This window comes from Shewanella sp. 10N.286.45.A1 (assembly GCF_041470405.1).
Lineage (GTDB): Bacteria > Pseudomonadota > Gammaproteobacteria > Enterobacterales > Shewanellaceae > Shewanella.
Genome location: NZ_JBFRMK010000119.1, coordinates 13,471 through 29,924, shown reverse-complemented (window position 1 = coordinate 29,924; position 16,454 = coordinate 13,471). Strand labels below are relative to the sequence as shown.

General features: G+C 42.7%; 14 protein-coding genes. 5 read left to right on the top strand and 9 right to left on the bottom strand.

Annotated elements, in window-relative coordinates:
* Positions 1-35: 35 nt before the first annotated feature.
* From mutT to pilB, 7 genes are all read right to left on the bottom strand, one after another.
* Positions 36-431: an 8-oxo-dGTP diphosphatase MutT gene (gene mutT, locus AB4238_RS10025; RefSeq protein WP_372033337.1), complete on the bottom strand. Its 396-nt coding sequence runs from the start codon at positions 429-431 to the stop codon at positions 36-38.
* Positions 428-664 (bottom strand): DNA gyrase inhibitor YacG, encoded by a 237-nt coding sequence (gene yacG / locus AB4238_RS10020; protein WP_372033336.1) that lies wholly within the window; start codon positions 662-664, stop codon positions 428-430. Before yacG ends, mutT begins: the two co-directional genes overlap by 4 nt.
* 48 nt (positions 665-712) lie before the next feature.
* Positions 713-1,447 (bottom strand): cell division protein ZapD, encoded by a 735-nt coding sequence (gene zapD / locus AB4238_RS10015; RefSeq protein ID WP_372033335.1) that lies wholly within the window; start codon positions 1,445-1,447, stop codon positions 713-715.
* Positions 1,448-1,455: 8 nt separating this feature from the next.
* The gene (gene coaE, locus AB4238_RS10010) at positions 1,456-2,061 is read right to left on the bottom strand and encodes a dephospho-CoA kinase (protein ID WP_372033333.1); all 606 of its coding nucleotides are present in this window, start codon (positions 2,059-2,061) and stop codon (positions 1,456-1,458) included.
* A 307-nt stretch (positions 2,062-2,368) separates the two neighbouring features.
* Entirely contained in the window at positions 2,369-3,280 is a 912-nt protein-coding gene (locus AB4238_RS10005) for an A24 family peptidase (protein ID WP_372033331.1), read from the bottom strand.
* 39 nt (positions 3,281-3,319) lie between these two features.
* Positions 3,320-4,591, bottom strand: a complete 1,272-nt coding sequence (locus tag AB4238_RS10000; RefSeq protein ID WP_372033330.1) for a type II secretion system F family protein — start codon at positions 4,589-4,591, stop codon at positions 3,320-3,322.
* Positions 4,592-4,633: 42 nt separating this feature from the next.
* Complete coding sequence (pilB, locus tag AB4238_RS09995; RefSeq protein ID WP_372033329.1) at positions 4,634-6,340, bottom strand: type IV-A pilus assembly ATPase PilB; 1,707 nt, start codon at positions 6,338-6,340, stop codon at positions 4,634-4,636.
* A 381-nt stretch (positions 6,341-6,721) separates the two neighbouring features.
* On the opposite strand from pilB, the gene AB4238_RS09990 reads away from it, so the two are divergent.
* Positions 6,722-8,053 carry an O-antigen ligase family protein gene (locus AB4238_RS09990; RefSeq protein ID WP_372033328.1) on the top strand — a complete coding sequence of 444 codons (1,332 nt, stop codon included), beginning with the start codon at positions 6,722-6,724 and terminating at the stop codon, positions 8,051-8,053.
* 241 nt (positions 8,054-8,294) lie between these two features.
* On the opposite strand, the gene AB4238_RS09985 is transcribed toward AB4238_RS09990, so the two are convergent.
* Both AB4238_RS09985 and nadC read right to left on the bottom strand, forming a co-directional pair.
* Positions 8,295-8,675, bottom strand: coding sequence for a prepilin-type N-terminal cleavage/methylation domain-containing protein (locus AB4238_RS09985; protein ID WP_372033327.1), 381 nt, complete (start codon positions 8,673-8,675; stop codon positions 8,295-8,297).
* Positions 8,676-10,130: 1,455 nt separating this feature from the next.
* Positions 10,131-11,015 carry a carboxylating nicotinate-nucleotide diphosphorylase gene (gene nadC / locus AB4238_RS09980; RefSeq protein WP_372033326.1) on the bottom strand — a complete coding sequence of 295 codons (885 nt, stop codon included), beginning with the start codon at positions 11,013-11,015 and terminating at the stop codon, positions 10,131-10,133.
* A 198-nt stretch (positions 11,016-11,213) separates the two neighbouring features.
* Between nadC and ampD the strand changes: the two genes are divergently transcribed.
* The 4 genes from ampD to aceE all read left to right on the top strand — a co-directional run bounded on the left by ampD (position 11,214) and on the right by aceE (position 16,444).
* Positions 11,214-11,756, top strand: coding sequence for a 1,6-anhydro-N-acetylmuramyl-L-alanine amidase AmpD (gene ampD, locus AB4238_RS09975; protein WP_372033324.1), 543 nt, complete (start codon positions 11,214-11,216; stop codon positions 11,754-11,756).
* A 46-nt stretch (positions 11,757-11,802) separates the two neighbouring features.
* Positions 11,803-12,654, top strand: coding sequence for a beta-lactamase regulator AmpE (ampE, locus tag AB4238_RS09970; protein ID WP_372033322.1), 852 nt, complete (start codon positions 11,803-11,805; stop codon positions 12,652-12,654).
* Between the two features lie 305 nt (positions 12,655-12,959).
* Positions 12,960-13,712, top strand: a complete 753-nt coding sequence (pdhR, locus tag AB4238_RS09965) for a pyruvate dehydrogenase complex transcriptional repressor PdhR (RefSeq protein WP_020914714.1) — start codon at positions 12,960-12,962, stop codon at positions 13,710-13,712.
* A 68-nt stretch (positions 13,713-13,780) separates the two neighbouring features.
* Positions 13,781-16,444, top strand: coding sequence for a pyruvate dehydrogenase (acetyl-transferring), homodimeric type (gene aceE / locus AB4238_RS09960; RefSeq protein WP_372033321.1), 2,664 nt, complete (start codon positions 13,781-13,783; stop codon positions 16,442-16,444).
* Positions 16,445-16,454: the final 10 nt, after the last annotated feature.

Sequence of the window (16,454 nt, the reverse complement as noted above, 5' to 3'; positions counted from 1 at the left end):
GGATAGCTTAGGGCGTGATAGCTGCTAATAGTCGATTAAATCGTTGTTAAGATTTTATCGACTATCGCCTTATTGGCTGCTGGAAACTCAAAGTTAATTAAATCTTGCTTGGCAACCCACTTTACAGCTTGGCCCTCTAGCCCTTTTGCAGTACCAGAGAAATCCTTGACCCAGTGGATATCAAGTATCACCTTTTTGTCACCGTAATCGTGGTGGATCTCCATCATCGGCGTGGTGCTAAGTACATCTAGATCCACCTCCTCTTTAAGCTCCCTGATAAGGGCTTGTGAAGTGGTTTCAGCCAATTCCACTTTACCGCCTGGAAACTCCCATTTACCACCTTGATGCAAGTGTTCATGGCGCTTTGCTAGTAAAATCTGTTGGGTGCTATTCTCAATAACACCTACTGCGACATGTACTTGTTTGCTCATTGTTTTTTATCGTCCATAGAGCCGTCATCGATAAAAAAGTCCGCTTCATCATAACCGAGTTGATCTAACATCTCTGGATCGAATTCAGGTTTAACCGGAATAGCGTTCTTCTCTGCGGCCCAATCACCCAGATCGATTAGCTTGCAGCGGTCACTGCAAAAAGGTTTGAATTTAGAGGTATCATCCCAAGTAACTTCGGTTTGGCAGGTCGGGCATTTTACAGTAAGAGGCATAATTGATTTAGCTAGTGCTTGAGTGACAGTGGCACGATATTAGCGTTTTTAAGGGCAGGTTGCCAACTCAAACTGAATCGATTGGTCTGAATGTTTCTGCTTATCAAATTGTACAAAGTGAATTGCATAACGGTTTTTATGACCGCTAATCGTGGGATAACAACCTTGCTCCGGCGTGAGTTTTACACGGATAAGTGATAGCGCTTGTTCGCTGTTTCCCTGATAAAAACCTGTAGCGGCTTGGTGTTTTGTGTACTCAGTAGTTTGGCGTCTCAGATCGAGTAACAGATTAATGGGTGATAGTAAGCAAGCAAACTGACTCATCCATTCCAGGTATTCTGCTTGGCGAACCTCCCATGATTTTGCCAACCAAAAATGCAGTTGTGGTAGGTCAAAATTGCAACTTGCGCCGGGCATATTAAAGCGTTGTCTAAGGGCTGTAAGAAAGCGGTCTTGTTTTATCAGTTGTCCCGGACGTTCTGAGACCTGCAGGACTTCTCTGGCGACACTGAGTTTGGTGATATAAGTTTCCACTTCTTCACTATTCATTGTCGGGAGAGATTGCAATTTAGAGAGTGCAAATAATTGCTTGTCTAAATCTTTCAGTACCTCACCACGGTAATCGCAGCGATCAGTGAGCTCACACAAGGAAAATAATGGGTAAAAACAGCGGTGCTGGTGATCGTGATCTAGGTTAGCCTGTAATTGCTCAGCCAAATACTCTAGCCTTAAATAGCTACGTATTTTTTCATTGAGCGGTTGTTCATAGATTAAATCAGTCATGGCGTTACTTAAATGTTACCGCATATCTTCAAATAAAGTGAATTTAGTGCGTCTACCTTGCACTTCAACGCCGATATCTCTCCTTGATTGTCTATGACATCATCAGCTTTTGACAGTTTCTCGGCGCGTGTGGCCTGACTGCCTATTATATTTTGGACTTGCTTGGCTGAGACATCATCTCTTGCCATTGTTCTTTGTTGTTGTAGCTGTGGTGAAATATCAACCAAAAGCGTACGTTGTACTAACCTATCTAACCCATTCTCAAATAGCAAGGGCGCAACCATAATTACATAATTTGATTGAGCTTCTTTACAATTTTTCAGCATGGTTTCTCTAATTAACGGGTGCAGCAACCCATTCAACCATAAACGTTGTTCATCATTGTTAAAGATACGCTCTCTGAGCATTGAGCGATCTAAGTGTCCGTCGCTGAGCTGGATGTCTGCGCCGAAATGTTCAACGATAGCTGCTAAGCCTTCTGAACCTGGATTCACCACTTCGCGGGCGACGATGTCGGCATCGACTAACACCACGCCAAGATCTGCAAAAAGGTTGGCGACGGTGGTTTTACCGCTACCGATACCGCCGGTTAAGCCTACAATAAAGTCAGCCATAGCCCCTCAAAAGTAATTAATTTTAAACGCTGACAAGATCCTAGGTACTAGGATGTTCGTCGCTCGCTGCTAGGACAGACCACGTCCTGCTAGGAAATCAACAGCAAACACCATTTTGCTTTTGATTCTATGCATAGCTAGCACCTTCTTTTAAAGTAGGTCGGCATTTATGCTTTCGCTTTGCTAGTTTTCAGCGTAAGCGAAGCGTTCCGTAGTGACAAAGTCACCTGTCGTAGGCCGTTTGCTTAACACTTTACCGCCTTTGCTAGAGCCTAGAAACTCTAATACCCAAGCCTAGAACCTAGAATTAAAGCGTCGATAAATACCATTGGGTGATCGACTCGCCCCATATCATGGCAATCCAGCCAGCAGCTGCAATATAAGGGCCAAAGGGAATAGGATTACCTTGGTTAAGCTTTTTAAATGCAATCAAAGTTATGCCGACAATAGCGCCGACCAGTGAAGATAGTAGAATGACCAAGGGTAATACTTGCCAGCCAAACCATGCGCCAAATACAGCTAGCAACTTAAAGTCGCCATAGCCCATGCCTTCCTTACCGGTTAGCAGCTTAAATGCCCAGAACACGCTCCAAAGGCTTAAGTAACCCGCCACAGCGCCTACAATCGCGTCTGACATCGACACAAATGTACCACTTAGATTTAAGATTAACCCTAACCATAAAAGTGGCAATGTAATTTGATCGGGCAATAACATCTCATCGAGATCAATACCTGTCAGCACCACTAAAGCAAAGGTTAAAATAGTGCTGAAGACAAACTCTGCAGTCGGGCCAAAATGCCAAGCAAGAAAAGCCACTAATGCGCCAGTGATAAGCTCTACTATTGGATAGCGCGCTGATACAGGGTTTTTACAAGCGGCACATCTGCCGCGTAGCATCAGCCAGCCAATAATCGGCAAGTTATGCATCGGCTTGATATTGGTTTTACACTTAGGGCAAGCTGAGCCTGGCACTACTAAGTTATACTTTTCGGGAAACTCATCGATTGGCGCGTTAAGTTGTTTCTCATTTTGCTCAAACACGGTTTTTTTATATTCAGCTAAGTAGTGGTTGCACTCTTGCTGCCAATCTCTTTTCATCATCACCGGTAAGCGGTGTACTACTACATTCAAAAAGCTGCCAATAACTGCAGCAAACACAAAGCTAAGGGAGACAAATAACCAAGGGTTCTGGTTAAATATAGTTATTAATTCAGTCATTATTTTTAATCTGTTATTTTTATAAAGGTGAACGTGGTATTAGCCACCTACAACATTACCTAGCTGGAAGATAGGCAGGTACATGGCGACAATTAGCCCACCGACTACCGTACCGATAACCACCATCATAATCGGTTCTATCAGGCTGGATAAGCCATCAACCGCATCATCAACTTGCATTTCGTAGATATTGGCCACTTTATTAAGCATATCATCCAGTGAACCTGACTCCTCGCCAATCATCACCATCTGGATCATCATGTCGGGAAATAGCCCTGTGGTGCGCATAGCGACATTCATCTGCATGCCCGACATCACTTCGGTGCGAATATTCAGCACCGCTTTTTTATATACTGCATTGCCTGATGCGCCTGCAGCAGACTCTAAGCCATCAATCAATGGTACACCTGCGGCAAAGGTAGTCGCCAAGGTGCGAGCAAATTTTGCCATCGCGCCTTTATGTAAAATTTCACCAATCAAAGGGATGTTTAGGATAAGTTTATCAATTTTATCGCGAAATAGCTGTGAGTTACGGTGTGCTCGTCTAAAGCTCCAAACAGCAGCAATAATGGCAATAACAAATAGATACCAAGAGGCTTGTAGCCAACGAGATAAGTTGACAACAATTTGAGTAAAAGCAGGCAGTTCTGCACCAAAACCTTGAAAAATAGATTCAAACTGTGGCACAACAAATAGCAGTAATAAGGCAGTCACAATAATAGCAACAATAACTACGGCGGCTGGATATAACATCGCCTTTTTGATTTTAGATTTTAGCGCTTCCGATTTTTCACGGTAAGTGGCAATGCGATCGAATACTGCATCTAGCGAGCCTGAATGCTCACCTGCAGCAACTAAGTCGACATATAGGTCATCAAAATAGAGTCGGTGGGGTCTTAATGCTTCCGATAACGGAATACCTGCTTGCACGTCATTAACAATCGTTGCCAGTAATTCTCGAACTTTCGGCTTTTCGTGGCCTTTACCTAATAGCTCTAAGGTTGTAACAATCGGCACCCCCGCTGCCAGCATAGTGGCTATTTGGCGAGTAACCATGGCGATATCCATGGGCTTGATTTTTTTCTCAGACTTAAACAGTGGTGTAGACTTTTTGCGAACATTTTTGGGGATAACGCCCTGAGCTTTTAGCTGGGCGCGAATTTCAGCGCTAGATGCACCTCTTAACTCGCCTGAGGTACGCCTGCCATCGCGACTGACACCCTTCCATTCATAGGTGACAACTTTAGGTTGATCTTTCTGCGTTTTCTTCTTGTCTCTAGCTTGCTTAGACTGTCTGGTTGCAATAGCCATCGGTGCCCTTGTTATTATTGTAAGCCACAGTTTTCACCTGTTCTAGAAGCTGGTTACACGATTGATCTCGGCAATACTGGTTACGCCTTGGGTAACTTTTAGTAAACCTGAATCTCTTAGATCTCGCATCCCTTGCACCTTGGCCTGCTTAAGAATTTGCAATGAATTACCGCCCTCCATAATGGTGCGGGCAATTTCATCGGACATCTTCATCACTTCATAGATACCAACACGCCCCTTGTAACCCGCAGTGCAGTGTTCACAGCCGACAGGCTTATAGGGCGTAATACCAGCATCTATTTGCTGCTGGCTAAAGCCAAGTTTTAGCAGCTCATCAGCGGGTATATCTTCTGGCGCTTTACAGTGTTGGCATAGACGCCTAGACAGGCGTTGAGCAATAATAAGGTTAACCGAGCTGGCAATGTTATACCCTGGAACGCCCATATTGATTAGACGAGTTAACGTCTCTGCAGCAGAGTTGGTATGCAAGGTCGATAATACTAAATGACCGGTTTGTGCCGCTTTAATAGCAATTTCGGCGGTTTCCAAGTCACGAATTTCACCGACCATTACCACATCAGGATCTTGGCGTAGAAAAGAGCGCAGCGCTGAGGCAAAAGTTAAACCGGCTTTAAGGTTAATATGTACTTGGTTAACACCTTCAAGGTTAATCTCAACCGGATCTTCAGCGGTAGAAATATTACGCTCGGCGGTGTTAAGAATATTAAGGCCGGTATAAAGCGATACCGTTTTACCAGAACCGGTAGGCCCAGTAACTAGAATCATCCCCTGTGGTTTGGCTAGCATCTCTTCATACATCAGCCTTTGATCATCTTCATAGCCAAGCTTTTCAATCCCCAGCTGCGCTGAAGATGAATCCAGAATACGCATCACTATTTTCTCGCCCCAAATGGTGGGCAAGGTGCTAACACGAAAATCGATGGATTTTGTACGGGACATCTTCATCTTGATGCGGCCATCTTGTGGAACTCTTCGTTCAGCAATATCAAGCTTGGACATCACTTTTAAGCGTGCTGATATACGGCCGGAAAGATTTACTGGCGGCTCTGAAACTTCTTGTAAGATACCGTCGATACGAAAACGAATGCGGTAGCGCTTTTCATAGGGCTCGAAATGGAGATCCGATGCGCCTTTACGAATAGCGTCGGTAAGAATTTTGTTTATATAGATGACGATTGGGGCGTCATCTTTACCATCACTGAGTTCTTCGTCACGTTTATCGGTATCGCTGACTTCAATGCCGGCGAGAGCTTCTTCATCGATAGCGCTTAAATCTAGAGCGGTAATATCCTCTTCAAGCACTGTCTCCAGCGCTTTGGTGAGCTTGTCATCTTCAACTAGAATCGCCTCGGCGTGCAAGCCAGCACTGAATTGAAAGTCTTCTAATGCAGCAATATTAGTAGGATCGGAGGTGGCAATATAAAGCCTATTACCACGCTTAAATAGTGGTAGGCACTTGTGTTTCTCAATCAGCTTTTTATTTAGGTATTCATCGGGAATAGCCGAAATATCAAATTCGTTGAGATCGAGTAGCGGTGTGCCATATTCTTCATAGCAAAGATCGGCAACTTCACGCGCTGAAAGCAGCTTAATAGACACTAAGGTGCGCACTAGAGACTGTTTGTGTTTTCGGGATTGGGCTATTGCTTGCGCCAACTGTTCTTCGCTAAGTAGTCCTTTGCGAATAAAAAGCGTTGATAATCCCAAATGTAGGCCAGTTGATGGCATAGGCGTTTCCGTTGCACACAAGTATCAAAATCATAACGTTTTTTATAGATTTTGTCATGATTGTTTTTATAAATAAAATTGCTGAAGTGACAGAAAAATGCTGTTCTGCAGGTCTAAATTAATTGTCATTAAAACAAGGTTTTAGTTTTATTTCCTATCCTTTTTTTTCTTCAAAGGGCAAAGTGCAGTTTTAGTGCCTTTAAATTGACGTTTTCTTTAGTTGAATGATTGAAATCAAATGAACTAATCTGGAGATTATTCAGTTAAAATTGAACTGATAACGATAGGTGCTAGTTAGTTATTATTACGCTAGTAAAGTCATCATTGATAATATTCATGTCGGGAGGTGGTAGGGTGTCGTTGAAAGTGTATTCTCTGATAGTGATTGCAGCTTTTACTTGTTTGTTCCTATTGGGGACAGTCTTTGCGATTAATCTTATTCACACTGTAAATATTGACAATGAATATGACTTAAAACGATTTATTGTGGTTGGTTTTATAAGCTTTTTTTCACTCTTCTTACTCACAATTAAAGAAGTTCAGCTGATAAAAATATCAACATTGAGCAAAACTATTCTTTGTGGGTTTATATGTTTAGCAGTCTATTCAGCTCTCGTCAGTAAACATCCTTACTGGGGAATGGTTGAGATCGCGAACATAAGCTTATTTATTGTAGGATTTTATCTGTTTTCAGCATGTATACGGACTATAGAACAACATAAACTGCTCTGTGGTGTGTATACTTTTAGTTTACTGTTTTCTATATTGACCTTTTGTAAGTATATTCTGTTTCTATTTTTCTCCTATTTTGATGCGCAAAGTTTCAACATCCATGGTTTGTTATCTGGCTATGTTAACGTGCGGTTTTTCAATCAGCTGCAGGTGATGCTGGTCCCGCTGCTATTTTTACCTTTGGTTTTACCTGCTTTGGCAAAGTTTAAACGAATATCTTTAGCCTTCATTGCTCTTCATTGGTTAGCACTGTTACAAACCGAAGCGCGAGGAGCCGCACTTTCGCTGATTATTGCTCTGGTTATTATTGCCATTTTTTTACCAAGAGAAATGCGTAATCGCTTAGGCATTACTTCACTCAAAGCGATGCTGTTTGGAATCGTGCTTTGGTTTGTTCTTATATACCTTATTCCCTATTGCTTAATGGATGCAGTTAGCTTTCAAATCAGAACTAGCTCATCTGGGCGGATCGATCTATGGCTTTATGTGTTGCAAGCTATCCCAGAGCAACCTTGGACAGGTTTTGGTCCTATGAGTTTTGCTTGGGCAGAAGGAAAGCCTATTATAAATGCTCATCCACACAACTCGGTGATGCAATTACTATATGAATATGGTGTTATCGCCTGTGTTGCAATTGTGGTTTGGGCTATGAGCGGAGTTTATCGACATTTATCAAGCTTAAAAGTGGCAGCAAGTACACAATCCATGCCAGTTACTTATGCTGTCCTATCAGCACTCATCTATTCGTTATTTAGTGGGGTTATCGTTATGCCGATGGCTCAGCTATTATTGATTTTTTTACTGGCGGTACAAGTGCAGTTTTGTGGATGTAATTTTTATAAGTTAGAAATTAGGGTGCGTGTTTTGTTGATTGCAGCGGTGACAGTGTCGTTAAGCATGTTACTACTAACTTATCAGAGTGAAGAGTTACTTCCGGCGTTACTTCCGAGGGTTTGGGTCAATGGCCTAATTGGTTATTAGTTATGTTGAAATTTATACCCATTGCGATATTTGACAAATACGATTCTGACTTTGCTTAATTTTATTATTTAGTTGCTGCTTTATGAAATTTAATATGTAGAGCATGTGAGGGAATAGTAGATAGTTTGTTCAAGGGGGAACTTTCGTTGGATTCTCTATGTATTAATATGCTCCGGTTGCAGTGGGAGTATAGAAATAAAAAAGCCGCTGTTTTGCGGCTTTTTTAGACAGTCATAGATTGTTAGGTGCCAGCTTTACATGTAGTCGTTGTCCAGTCACATGTTACTTTTGAAGACTTTTCATCCGCTGCTGTATACTCTTCGGTACCAGTTAATGTTGCGATAGTCTTTGGTTGTGCATCGGCAGCAGGGCCTGCTGCACATGCTGCTTTTGCGTAATTAGGTATTGTATCTAATCCAGCAACAACAGCTGCAGCTGTTGACTTCGTATACGCAGCTGCTTCAGCTAAACAGGAGTTGATCTCACTTTTATTTACATATTCTTTATAAGCAGGCAATGCGATCGCTGCCAAAATACCGATAATCGCAACAACGATCATCAATTCAATTAGGGTGAAGCCCTTAGCTTTGCTCATTTGTGACTTGTTCATCATGTTTTTCATGTCTATCTCCATTAGAAAGCTTCAAGTGAGTGCTATGTGCCTATATCTATTGAGGTCACATATTGATGCACATACCACTACTTAGTTTAATAGTGCTTCAACCTTGCTTGATGCTCCTGCGCTAGCATGTCGCCAAATCCAAAGCTAATTGTCAGCGGGATAAGCATTAACCTTGCTGCTTATGCCCGATAAGACGCTTAGCGCGACCTAAGGTGTCAGTGTCTATCTTTGTTTTTAATTGGTTGTACTTTTTTATAAATTTAAGGTCTAGCATTTACGCTGCTATAGCTAATTTAACTGCTAGTTCAACCGTCACTTCAACAGCTAGCTCAATCGTTAGCTTAACATTCCATCTCTTCAAGCGGTTTGAAAAGTTAGTCCCAACGTATCGATAGATATTTTGGGGCTCTCTTTTATAAAACATTAAGAGATAGCTAAACTATTTTTGCCTCATATTGCATGTAAAATATCTATAGCCTATTTATCATACATATTGGCTCAGCGGTTATCCCATTTCAGATATAGCCTTGAATAGATTTAACGCTATAACTCAAATTGAAATCGACTTAGCTTTGTACGATTAACGACCATCAAGCACGAGGGGCTCTAGTATCTGTCTCGGCTACAGGCAAAGTTAGTACAAAGTTAAATAAATTGGAATAGCTAATGAGCACAAAGTTGCAAACTAATGGCTAATTCATCTAAAAGTCGTGTTTGTAGTGTAAAAAAGTTCTAGCAATATATTGTCACTGAGGGGGAAATTGACGATTAATACTGTAGTGTCATTTTTAAGGCACTTGCAGTTAGATGGATGAATTAGCGCTGTCTAAAGCTTAAAGTCTGAAATTTTGTATGTTCCGCGAGTACTATGCTGTTTTTGTTAAGTTGTTCACAGTTTCGCTTAACGCAGGGTTTGGTTGTTTTTTTGTGCGTTCTAATGCGGCGTTTTGGTGTTAGTCAACTTAGTTTTAAGTAAGCTCATATCACGGCGAGTATCTTTGTCGTTTAAGACAGTTTGATTACAAACGTGTAACATTGCGATGTTGGCAAAGTATGTGCCAAGGCAAGCTAGATTTTGTTGCTGAATAGGGCGATTTAGCTTCTCCTATCATTAATTATTATCTTGTTAATTAACTTTTTCGCTGGCTTGTAAGCCTGATAAGTATGGCGATAGTTTTATTAAAAGAGCTAATTATTTTTGCTTGGTTATTACTTAAGTTTTGATTGTTATTTCAGCATTAGTCGTCATTGTTGCGGCGGGAAATGGGCCAGGGCGACAAGTGTTTAAACACAGAGGATATAAACTTGAATAAAGATGGGTAAATATTGAGTGGTTGAATTACGAACAGTGACCGAGAGTCTTTATTGAGAGCTAAGTTCAACTTGTGAGGGATGTTGGCAAAGGCTTTGAATGGCTAATAAAGCCTTTGCTAAATATAGTGCTATTCAATATGACTATTTAAGTCTTAAAGATAGATCGAGTGCTCGTACGTGCTTAGTTAGCGCACCAACGGAAATATAATCGACGCCTGTTTTTGCAAAAGCTGCAATGGTTTCAAGGGTGACGTCACCGGAAACTTCAAGCTTTACGCCCATACCTTTGGCTTTATACTGCTTATTAAGCTCTACTGCGTCTAACATCATGGTGACATCAAAGTTATCTAGCATCACAATGTCTGACTCAGCATCAAGTGCTTGGGTCAGCTCGGCGATGCTCTCAACTTCCACTTCAACGGGCTTGTCTGCATGTAACGCTCGGGCTGCTGCAATCGCTAAGGCGATGCTGCCACAAGCCATAATGTGATTCTCTTTTATCAAGAATGCATCAAATAACCCAATGCGATGGTTTTTGCCACCACCACAAGTTACCGCGTATTTTTGCGCGGTTCTCAGCCCTGGAATCGTTTTACGGGTGTCTAATAGTTGAGTGTGAGTTCCTGATAAACGGTCAACGTAATGTTTGGTTAGCGTGGCAACGCCAGAAAGTGTTTGAATGAAGTTCATTGCTGTGCGTTCGCCGGTAAGAATTGCGCGTGCAGGCCCTTCTAACTCACATAGAAGTTGATTCGCTACCACTAAGTCACCATCATCCACATGCCAATGCAGCGCAACTTCGCCACCGAGCTGATTAAATACTTGCTCGGCCCAAGCTTTGCCACAAAAAACACCCTCTTCGCGGGTAATTAATGTTGCTTGTGCGATTCTATCTGCTGGAATAAGTTGAGCAGTAATATCCGCGTCGCAGCGCTGTGACAGTGAAATCGAAGAGTGAGCATCTTGATGACCTAAGTCTTCGTCAAGTGCGGCTTTGACTGAGAGTCGAATGTCATTTTCAAGCATGATGGGCTGTCCTTACTGACTTTAAGTCGTCATAGTTTACGGGTAATTTCATATTGAGTTTATCTTAACATAAAGCCTAGAATTATCGATTTTAATGTTTTAAATCTATGGGCTTGTATACGATCCGACATCGGCTATATTCATAGGGTTAAACCTGATAAAGTGACACTATTATCTATATAGATTTACAGGCTTAAATTGTCATTCACTGTTATTGATGGCTGGTTCACCCAAGCGCGCTTTTGTTTATCGCCCCATTTTAATTTGCGGCCGTTAAAAGAAGTCAGCTTATTAGTTGTGCATAACATTAGTTTGCCGGCGGGTCGCTTTGGCTTACCTTACATTGATCAACTGTTCCAAGGTTGTTTAGATGTTACTGCAGATCCCAGCTTTAAAGACTTAGATGGCTTAGAAGTTTCGGCGCATTTTCTTATTCGACGTGACGGCGAGCTGGTTCAGTATGTGTCGTGTGATGATAGAGCCTGGCATGCCGGCGTGTCTGTATTTGATGGTAGAGCGGGTTGTAATGATTTTGCCTTAGGTGTTGAGCTTGAAGGCACAGATGATATTGACTACACCGATGAGCAGTATGCCTGCTTAGCTGAATTAACCAATACATTGATTACTCATTATCCGGCGTTAACGTCAGACAGGATTGTGGGTCATTGTGATATAGCGCCGGGACGCAAAACCGATCCTGGTGATAGTTTTGATTGGCAGCGCTTTAAAGGATTGCTTTAACACTGCTGAAATTGTTTTGAGTTAGAAGATAGAGGATGGAATACCGATGGCTTTATTTTCGTTATTAATCGCAATTTTCGTTGAGCGGATGCGCTTATTGCCCGATGCTTGGCAATTTGATGTGCTATTGGCTAAGTATCATCAGGCGCTATTTGGTGACAAACAAGTGCGTTCGACATTGATGATGGCATTAGCGCTCCTATTACCTGCATTGTCGATCAATATCGTCTCTTGGTTTGTATCTGGCATGGTTTGGGGAGCTGTAAGTCTCGTTTTATGGGTTGCAGTGGCAGTCTTGTGTTTTAGCCATAACCAGCAAAGACAAGCTTTTAAACGTTATATTCAGGCAGCTTGTCGCGGTGATTCTCAAGCATGTTTTAACTATGCTGCCGAGTTGGATTCTAGCAAATGCCTTGAGTCTGTGAGCGAGCAGGAGTTGGGTGAGCATGTGGGTCAGAGTGTTGCTTGGATCAACTATCGTTATTATGGTGCAATTGCTTTGTACTTAATCATTCTCGGACCTGTTGGCGCAGTGCTTTATTGTACAGTGCGCTTTTATAGTGAAGATAATCGTAAGCGCGAGCTTTCACTGCCTTTGGTTGATACCCTACTATTTATACTCGATTGGATCCCAAGCCGTATTTTTGCATTTGGTTATGTGCTGAGTGGCCAGTTTAGACAGTCTGTTTCATCTTGGGTTAGTTTAGCGTTCAACCCTAAAGCGCAGGCTCGAGATATAATTACTCAAGTTGCTATTGAGGCGGAGACATTACCTGAAGCTTCTTCTGCGCCAGTTTGTGTGCAGTCGACGATTGCACTTTTACAGTTGAGTAAGCGTAACTTCATCCTACTGATTACCGTACTGTCACTGATGACAATTTTTGGTGTGGTGAGTTAATTCGTTATACAAACATTCAAATCGAGCGCGAGGGTCAGCTGTCATTAGCGACCCTCTTTTTGTATCTATTTGAGCATGATGAAGCTAAAAAAAGTGTCAGTACTCGCCATTTTAGGCGATTTTTAACAATAATCTGATCAAGTGGAACATTGGTCTGACCCCATGTTGAAAAAAATCAGTTATGCTCACACATCGCGCATGGATATGATGCAGATCACTAACTAGACATCTAAAGTGTGATTTGATAAAGTGCGCTCAGTCAATTAAATTGGTAAGACCAATTTACAATAGGAGCTGAGGGCCACATGGCTTATAGCAAAATAAACCAGCCAAAAATATCTGACGTCATTATGGGTCAGTTAGAACAGATGATTCTGGAAGGCAGTATTCAGCCTGGACAGAAGCTTCCACCTGAGCGTGAATTGGCGCTGCAGTTTGAAGTATCGCGCCCCTCTTTGCGTGAAGCGATTCAAAAGCTAGAAGCAAAAGGCTTGTTGATGCGCCGTCAAGGTGGCGGTACCTATGTAAAAGAACAACTTTGGCAAAGTCTTGCCGACCCTATCGTTGAGCTCATGCATTCAGACTCAGAAAGTCAATATGACTTACTTGAGTTTCGACATGCGACTGAAGGCATGATGGCCTATTTTGCGGCATTACGTGGTAATGATGCCGATATGCAAAATATCAAGCGCACCATACTCGAAGTGGAAGCGGCGACAGGTGTTGAAAATCAAGCGAATGCAATTGTGCGTTTTTACCGTGCAGTCGCAGAAGCATCACATAATGTGGCGATGCTACATCTTGTTTTAAGTTTATCTCCTGTGCTGCATAAAAACGTGGCACAGAACTTAGAGCTTTTAAGCCGACGCGAAGAAGCCTCTACTATGGCAAATGATCACAGACGAGCATTGCTTGCTGCCATCGTGCGCCGTGACCCAGAAGCAGCAAGAGAAGCCTCCAATGAACACTTAAGTTACATTGAAGAGGTCATGTTGTCTGTAAGGGAAGAAGATAGCCGGTTGCAGCGAAGTCTGCGCCGTTTAAAGAGCGGTGATTAGGCACAAGCCAACACCGTTTTATCCATATTTTTCATTTATTATTAATGTATATAGGGAAGGACAGCGTCATGTCTGAACATATGCTACAAGATTTAGATCCACTAGAAACTCAGGAATGGGTAGATTCACTGCAAGCGGTATTAGAGCAAGAAGGCCCTGAACGTGCGCACTACCTATTAGAGAAGTTGATTGATAAAGCACGTCGTAACGGTACTCACCTACCTTACAAAGCGACTACCGCTTATTTGAATACAATCCCTTCAGGCCAAGAGCCACATATGCCAGGCAACCAAGAGATGGAGCGTCGTATTCGCGCTATCGTTCGTTGGAATGCATTGGCGATGGTTCTACGTGGTTCTAAGAAAGATCTAGAGCTAGGTGGTCACATCTCTAGTTTTGCATCAAGTGCAACTATTTATGACGTTTGTTTTAACCACTTCTTCCGCGGTCCAAATGAAAAAGACGGCGGCGATTTGGTTTACTTCCAAGGCCATATTGCTCCAGGTATCTACTCACGTTCTTTCCTTGAGGGACGTATTAGCGAAGACCAGATGAATGGTTTCCGTCAAGAAGTTGATGGCAAAGGTTTATCTTCGTACCCGCACCCTAAGTTGATGCCTGACTACTGGCAGTTCCCGACAGTATCGATGGGACTTGGTCCAATTCAAGCGATCTATCAAGCACGTTTCCTTAAGTATCTAACAGACCGTGGTCTAAAAGATTGCTCAGAGCAAACAGTTTACTGTTTCCTTGGTGACGGTGAGTGTGATGAGCCAGAAACACTTGGTGCAATCGGTCTTGCTGCTCGTGAAGAGTTAGATAACTTATGCTTTATCGTTAACTGTAATCTACAGCGTCTAGATGGACCTGTACGCGGTAACGGTAAGATTATCCAAGAGCTTGAAGGCGAATTCCGCGGCGCAGGCTGGGAAGCGGTTAAAGTTATTTGGGGTCGCTACTGGGATCCACTACTTGCACGCGATACTAGCGGTAAGTTATTGCAGTTGATGGAAGAAACCGTTGATGGTGAATACCAGAACTGTAAAGCTAAAGGTGGCGCGTATACACGTGAACACTTCTTTGGTAAGTACCCAGAAACAGCCGAAATGGTGGCTAACATGTCAGATGATGACATCTGGCGTTTAAACCGTGGTGGTCATGATCCAGTTAAGATTTTTGCTGCGCTACAGCATGCTAAAAACACTAAAGGTCGCCCTACAGTAATCCTTGCTAAAACTGTTAAAGGTTACGGTATGGGTGATGCTGGCGAAGGTAAGAACATCGCTCACAACGTGAAGAAGATGGGTGTTGAATCACTTAAGTACTTCCGCGATCGTTTTAATATCCCAATTAGCGATGATCAGTTAGAAGATATTCCTTTCTATCATCCAGGTGCAGATTCTGAAGAAGTTCAGTATCTAAAAGCCCGCCGTGCAGAGTTACATGGTGCAATGCCAGCTCGTCGTGAGAAGTTCTCACAAGAGCTTGAAGTGCCATCATTGAAGATCTTTGATTCAGTGCTTAAAGGCTCAAATGGCCGTCAAATCTCAAGTACTATGGCATTTGTGCGTATTTTGACTGCACTGCTTAAAGATAAGAAGATTGGTAAGCAGATTGTTCCTATTATTCCTGATGAAGCGCGTACTTTTGGTATGGAAGGTCTATTCCGCCAAGTGGGTATTTACGCTCACGAAGGGCAAAAGTACGAGCCACAAGATTCAGATCAAGTTGCTTACTACCGCGAAGATAAGAGCGGCCAAGTATTGCAAGAAGGTATTAACGAGTTAGGTGCAATGTCATCTTGGGTTGCTGCGGCGACCAGTTACTCAGTTAACGATACTCCAATGATCCCATTCTATATCTACTACTCAATGTTCGGTTTCCAGCGTATTGGTGACATGGCTTGGGCTGCAGGTGATATGCGCGCACGTGGCTTCATGGTTGGTGGTACATCAGGTCGTACAACACTAAATGGTGAAGGCCTGCAGCATCAAGATGGTCACAGTCATGTATTGGCTAACACTATTCCAAACTGTATCTCTTACGACCCTACTTACGGTTACGAAATCGCGGTTGTTGTACAAGACGGTATTCGTCGTATGTACGGTGAGCAGGAAGATGTTTTCTACTACCTAACGACCATGAACGAAAACTACGAGCAGCCAGCAATGCCGGAAGGCGCTGAAGAGGGTATCGTTAAAGGTATCTATAAGCTTGAAACCCTACAAGGTAGCGGTAAAGGTTCTGTTCAATTAATGGGTAGTGGCACAATCTTAGAGCAAGTTCGCAAAGCGGCAGTTGCTCTTTCAAAAGATTTTGGTATAACCACCGACGTATTCAGCGTGACTAGCTTTAACGAGCTAACCCGTGACGGTCAGGCTGCAGAGCGTTACAACATGCTGCATCCTACTGAAACACCAAAAGTTCCTTACATCAGTGAAGTGTTATCGAAAGATGCACCAGCGATTGTGGCGACTGACTACATGAAGATTTACGGTGAGCAGCTACGTGCTTATATCCCAACAGATTATAAAGTGTTGGGTACTGACGGTTTCGGCCGCAGTGACAGCCGTGAGAACTTACGTCATCACTTCGAAGTTGATGCCAAGTTTATTGTAATTGCTTCTCTGAAAGCCCTTGTTGACCGTAACGAGCTACCTGTTGATGTGCTAACTAAAGCCATCAAAGAGTATGGTATCGACGTTGACAAGATCAACCCACAGTACGCGTAAGAGGGAAACA

Coding starts and splice junctions, on each gene's coding strand:
- pdhR (WP_020914714.1), top strand. CDS start 12,960: ATGGCTTATAGCAAAATAAACCAGCCAAAAATATCTGACGTCATTATG.
- aceE (WP_372033321.1), top strand. CDS start 13,781: ATGTCTGAACATATGCTACAAGATTTAGATCCACTAGAAACTCAGGAA.
- AB4238_RS09985 (WP_372033327.1), bottom strand. CDS start 8,675: ATGAAAAACATGATGAACAAGTCACAAATGAGCAAAGCTAAGGGCTTC.
- mutT (WP_372033337.1), bottom strand. CDS start 431: ATGAGCAAACAAGTACATGTCGCAGTAGGTGTTATTGAGAATAGCACC.
- AB4238_RS10000 (WP_372033330.1), bottom strand. CDS start 4,591: ATGGCTATTGCAACCAGACAGTCTAAGCAAGCTAGAGACAAGAAGAAA.
- yacG (WP_372033336.1), bottom strand. CDS start 664: ATGCCTCTTACTGTAAAATGCCCGACCTGCCAAACCGAAGTTACTTGG.
- pilB (WP_372033329.1), bottom strand. CDS start 6,340: ATGCCATCAACTGGCCTACATTTGGGATTATCAACGCTTTTTATTCGC.
- zapD (WP_372033335.1), bottom strand. CDS start 1,447: ATGACTGATTTAATCTATGAACAACCGCTCAATGAAAAAATACGTAGC.
- nadC (WP_372033326.1), bottom strand. CDS start 11,015: ATGCTTGAAAATGACATTCGACTCTCAGTCAAAGCCGCACTTGACGAA.
- ampE (WP_372033322.1), top strand. CDS start 11,803: ATGGCTTTATTTTCGTTATTAATCGCAATTTTCGTTGAGCGGATGCGC.
- coaE (WP_372033333.1), bottom strand. CDS start 2,061: ATGGCTGACTTTATTGTAGGCTTAACCGGCGGTATCGGTAGCGGTAAA.
- AB4238_RS10005 (WP_372033331.1), bottom strand. CDS start 3,280: ATGACTGAATTAATAACTATATTTAACCAGAACCCTTGGTTATTTGTC.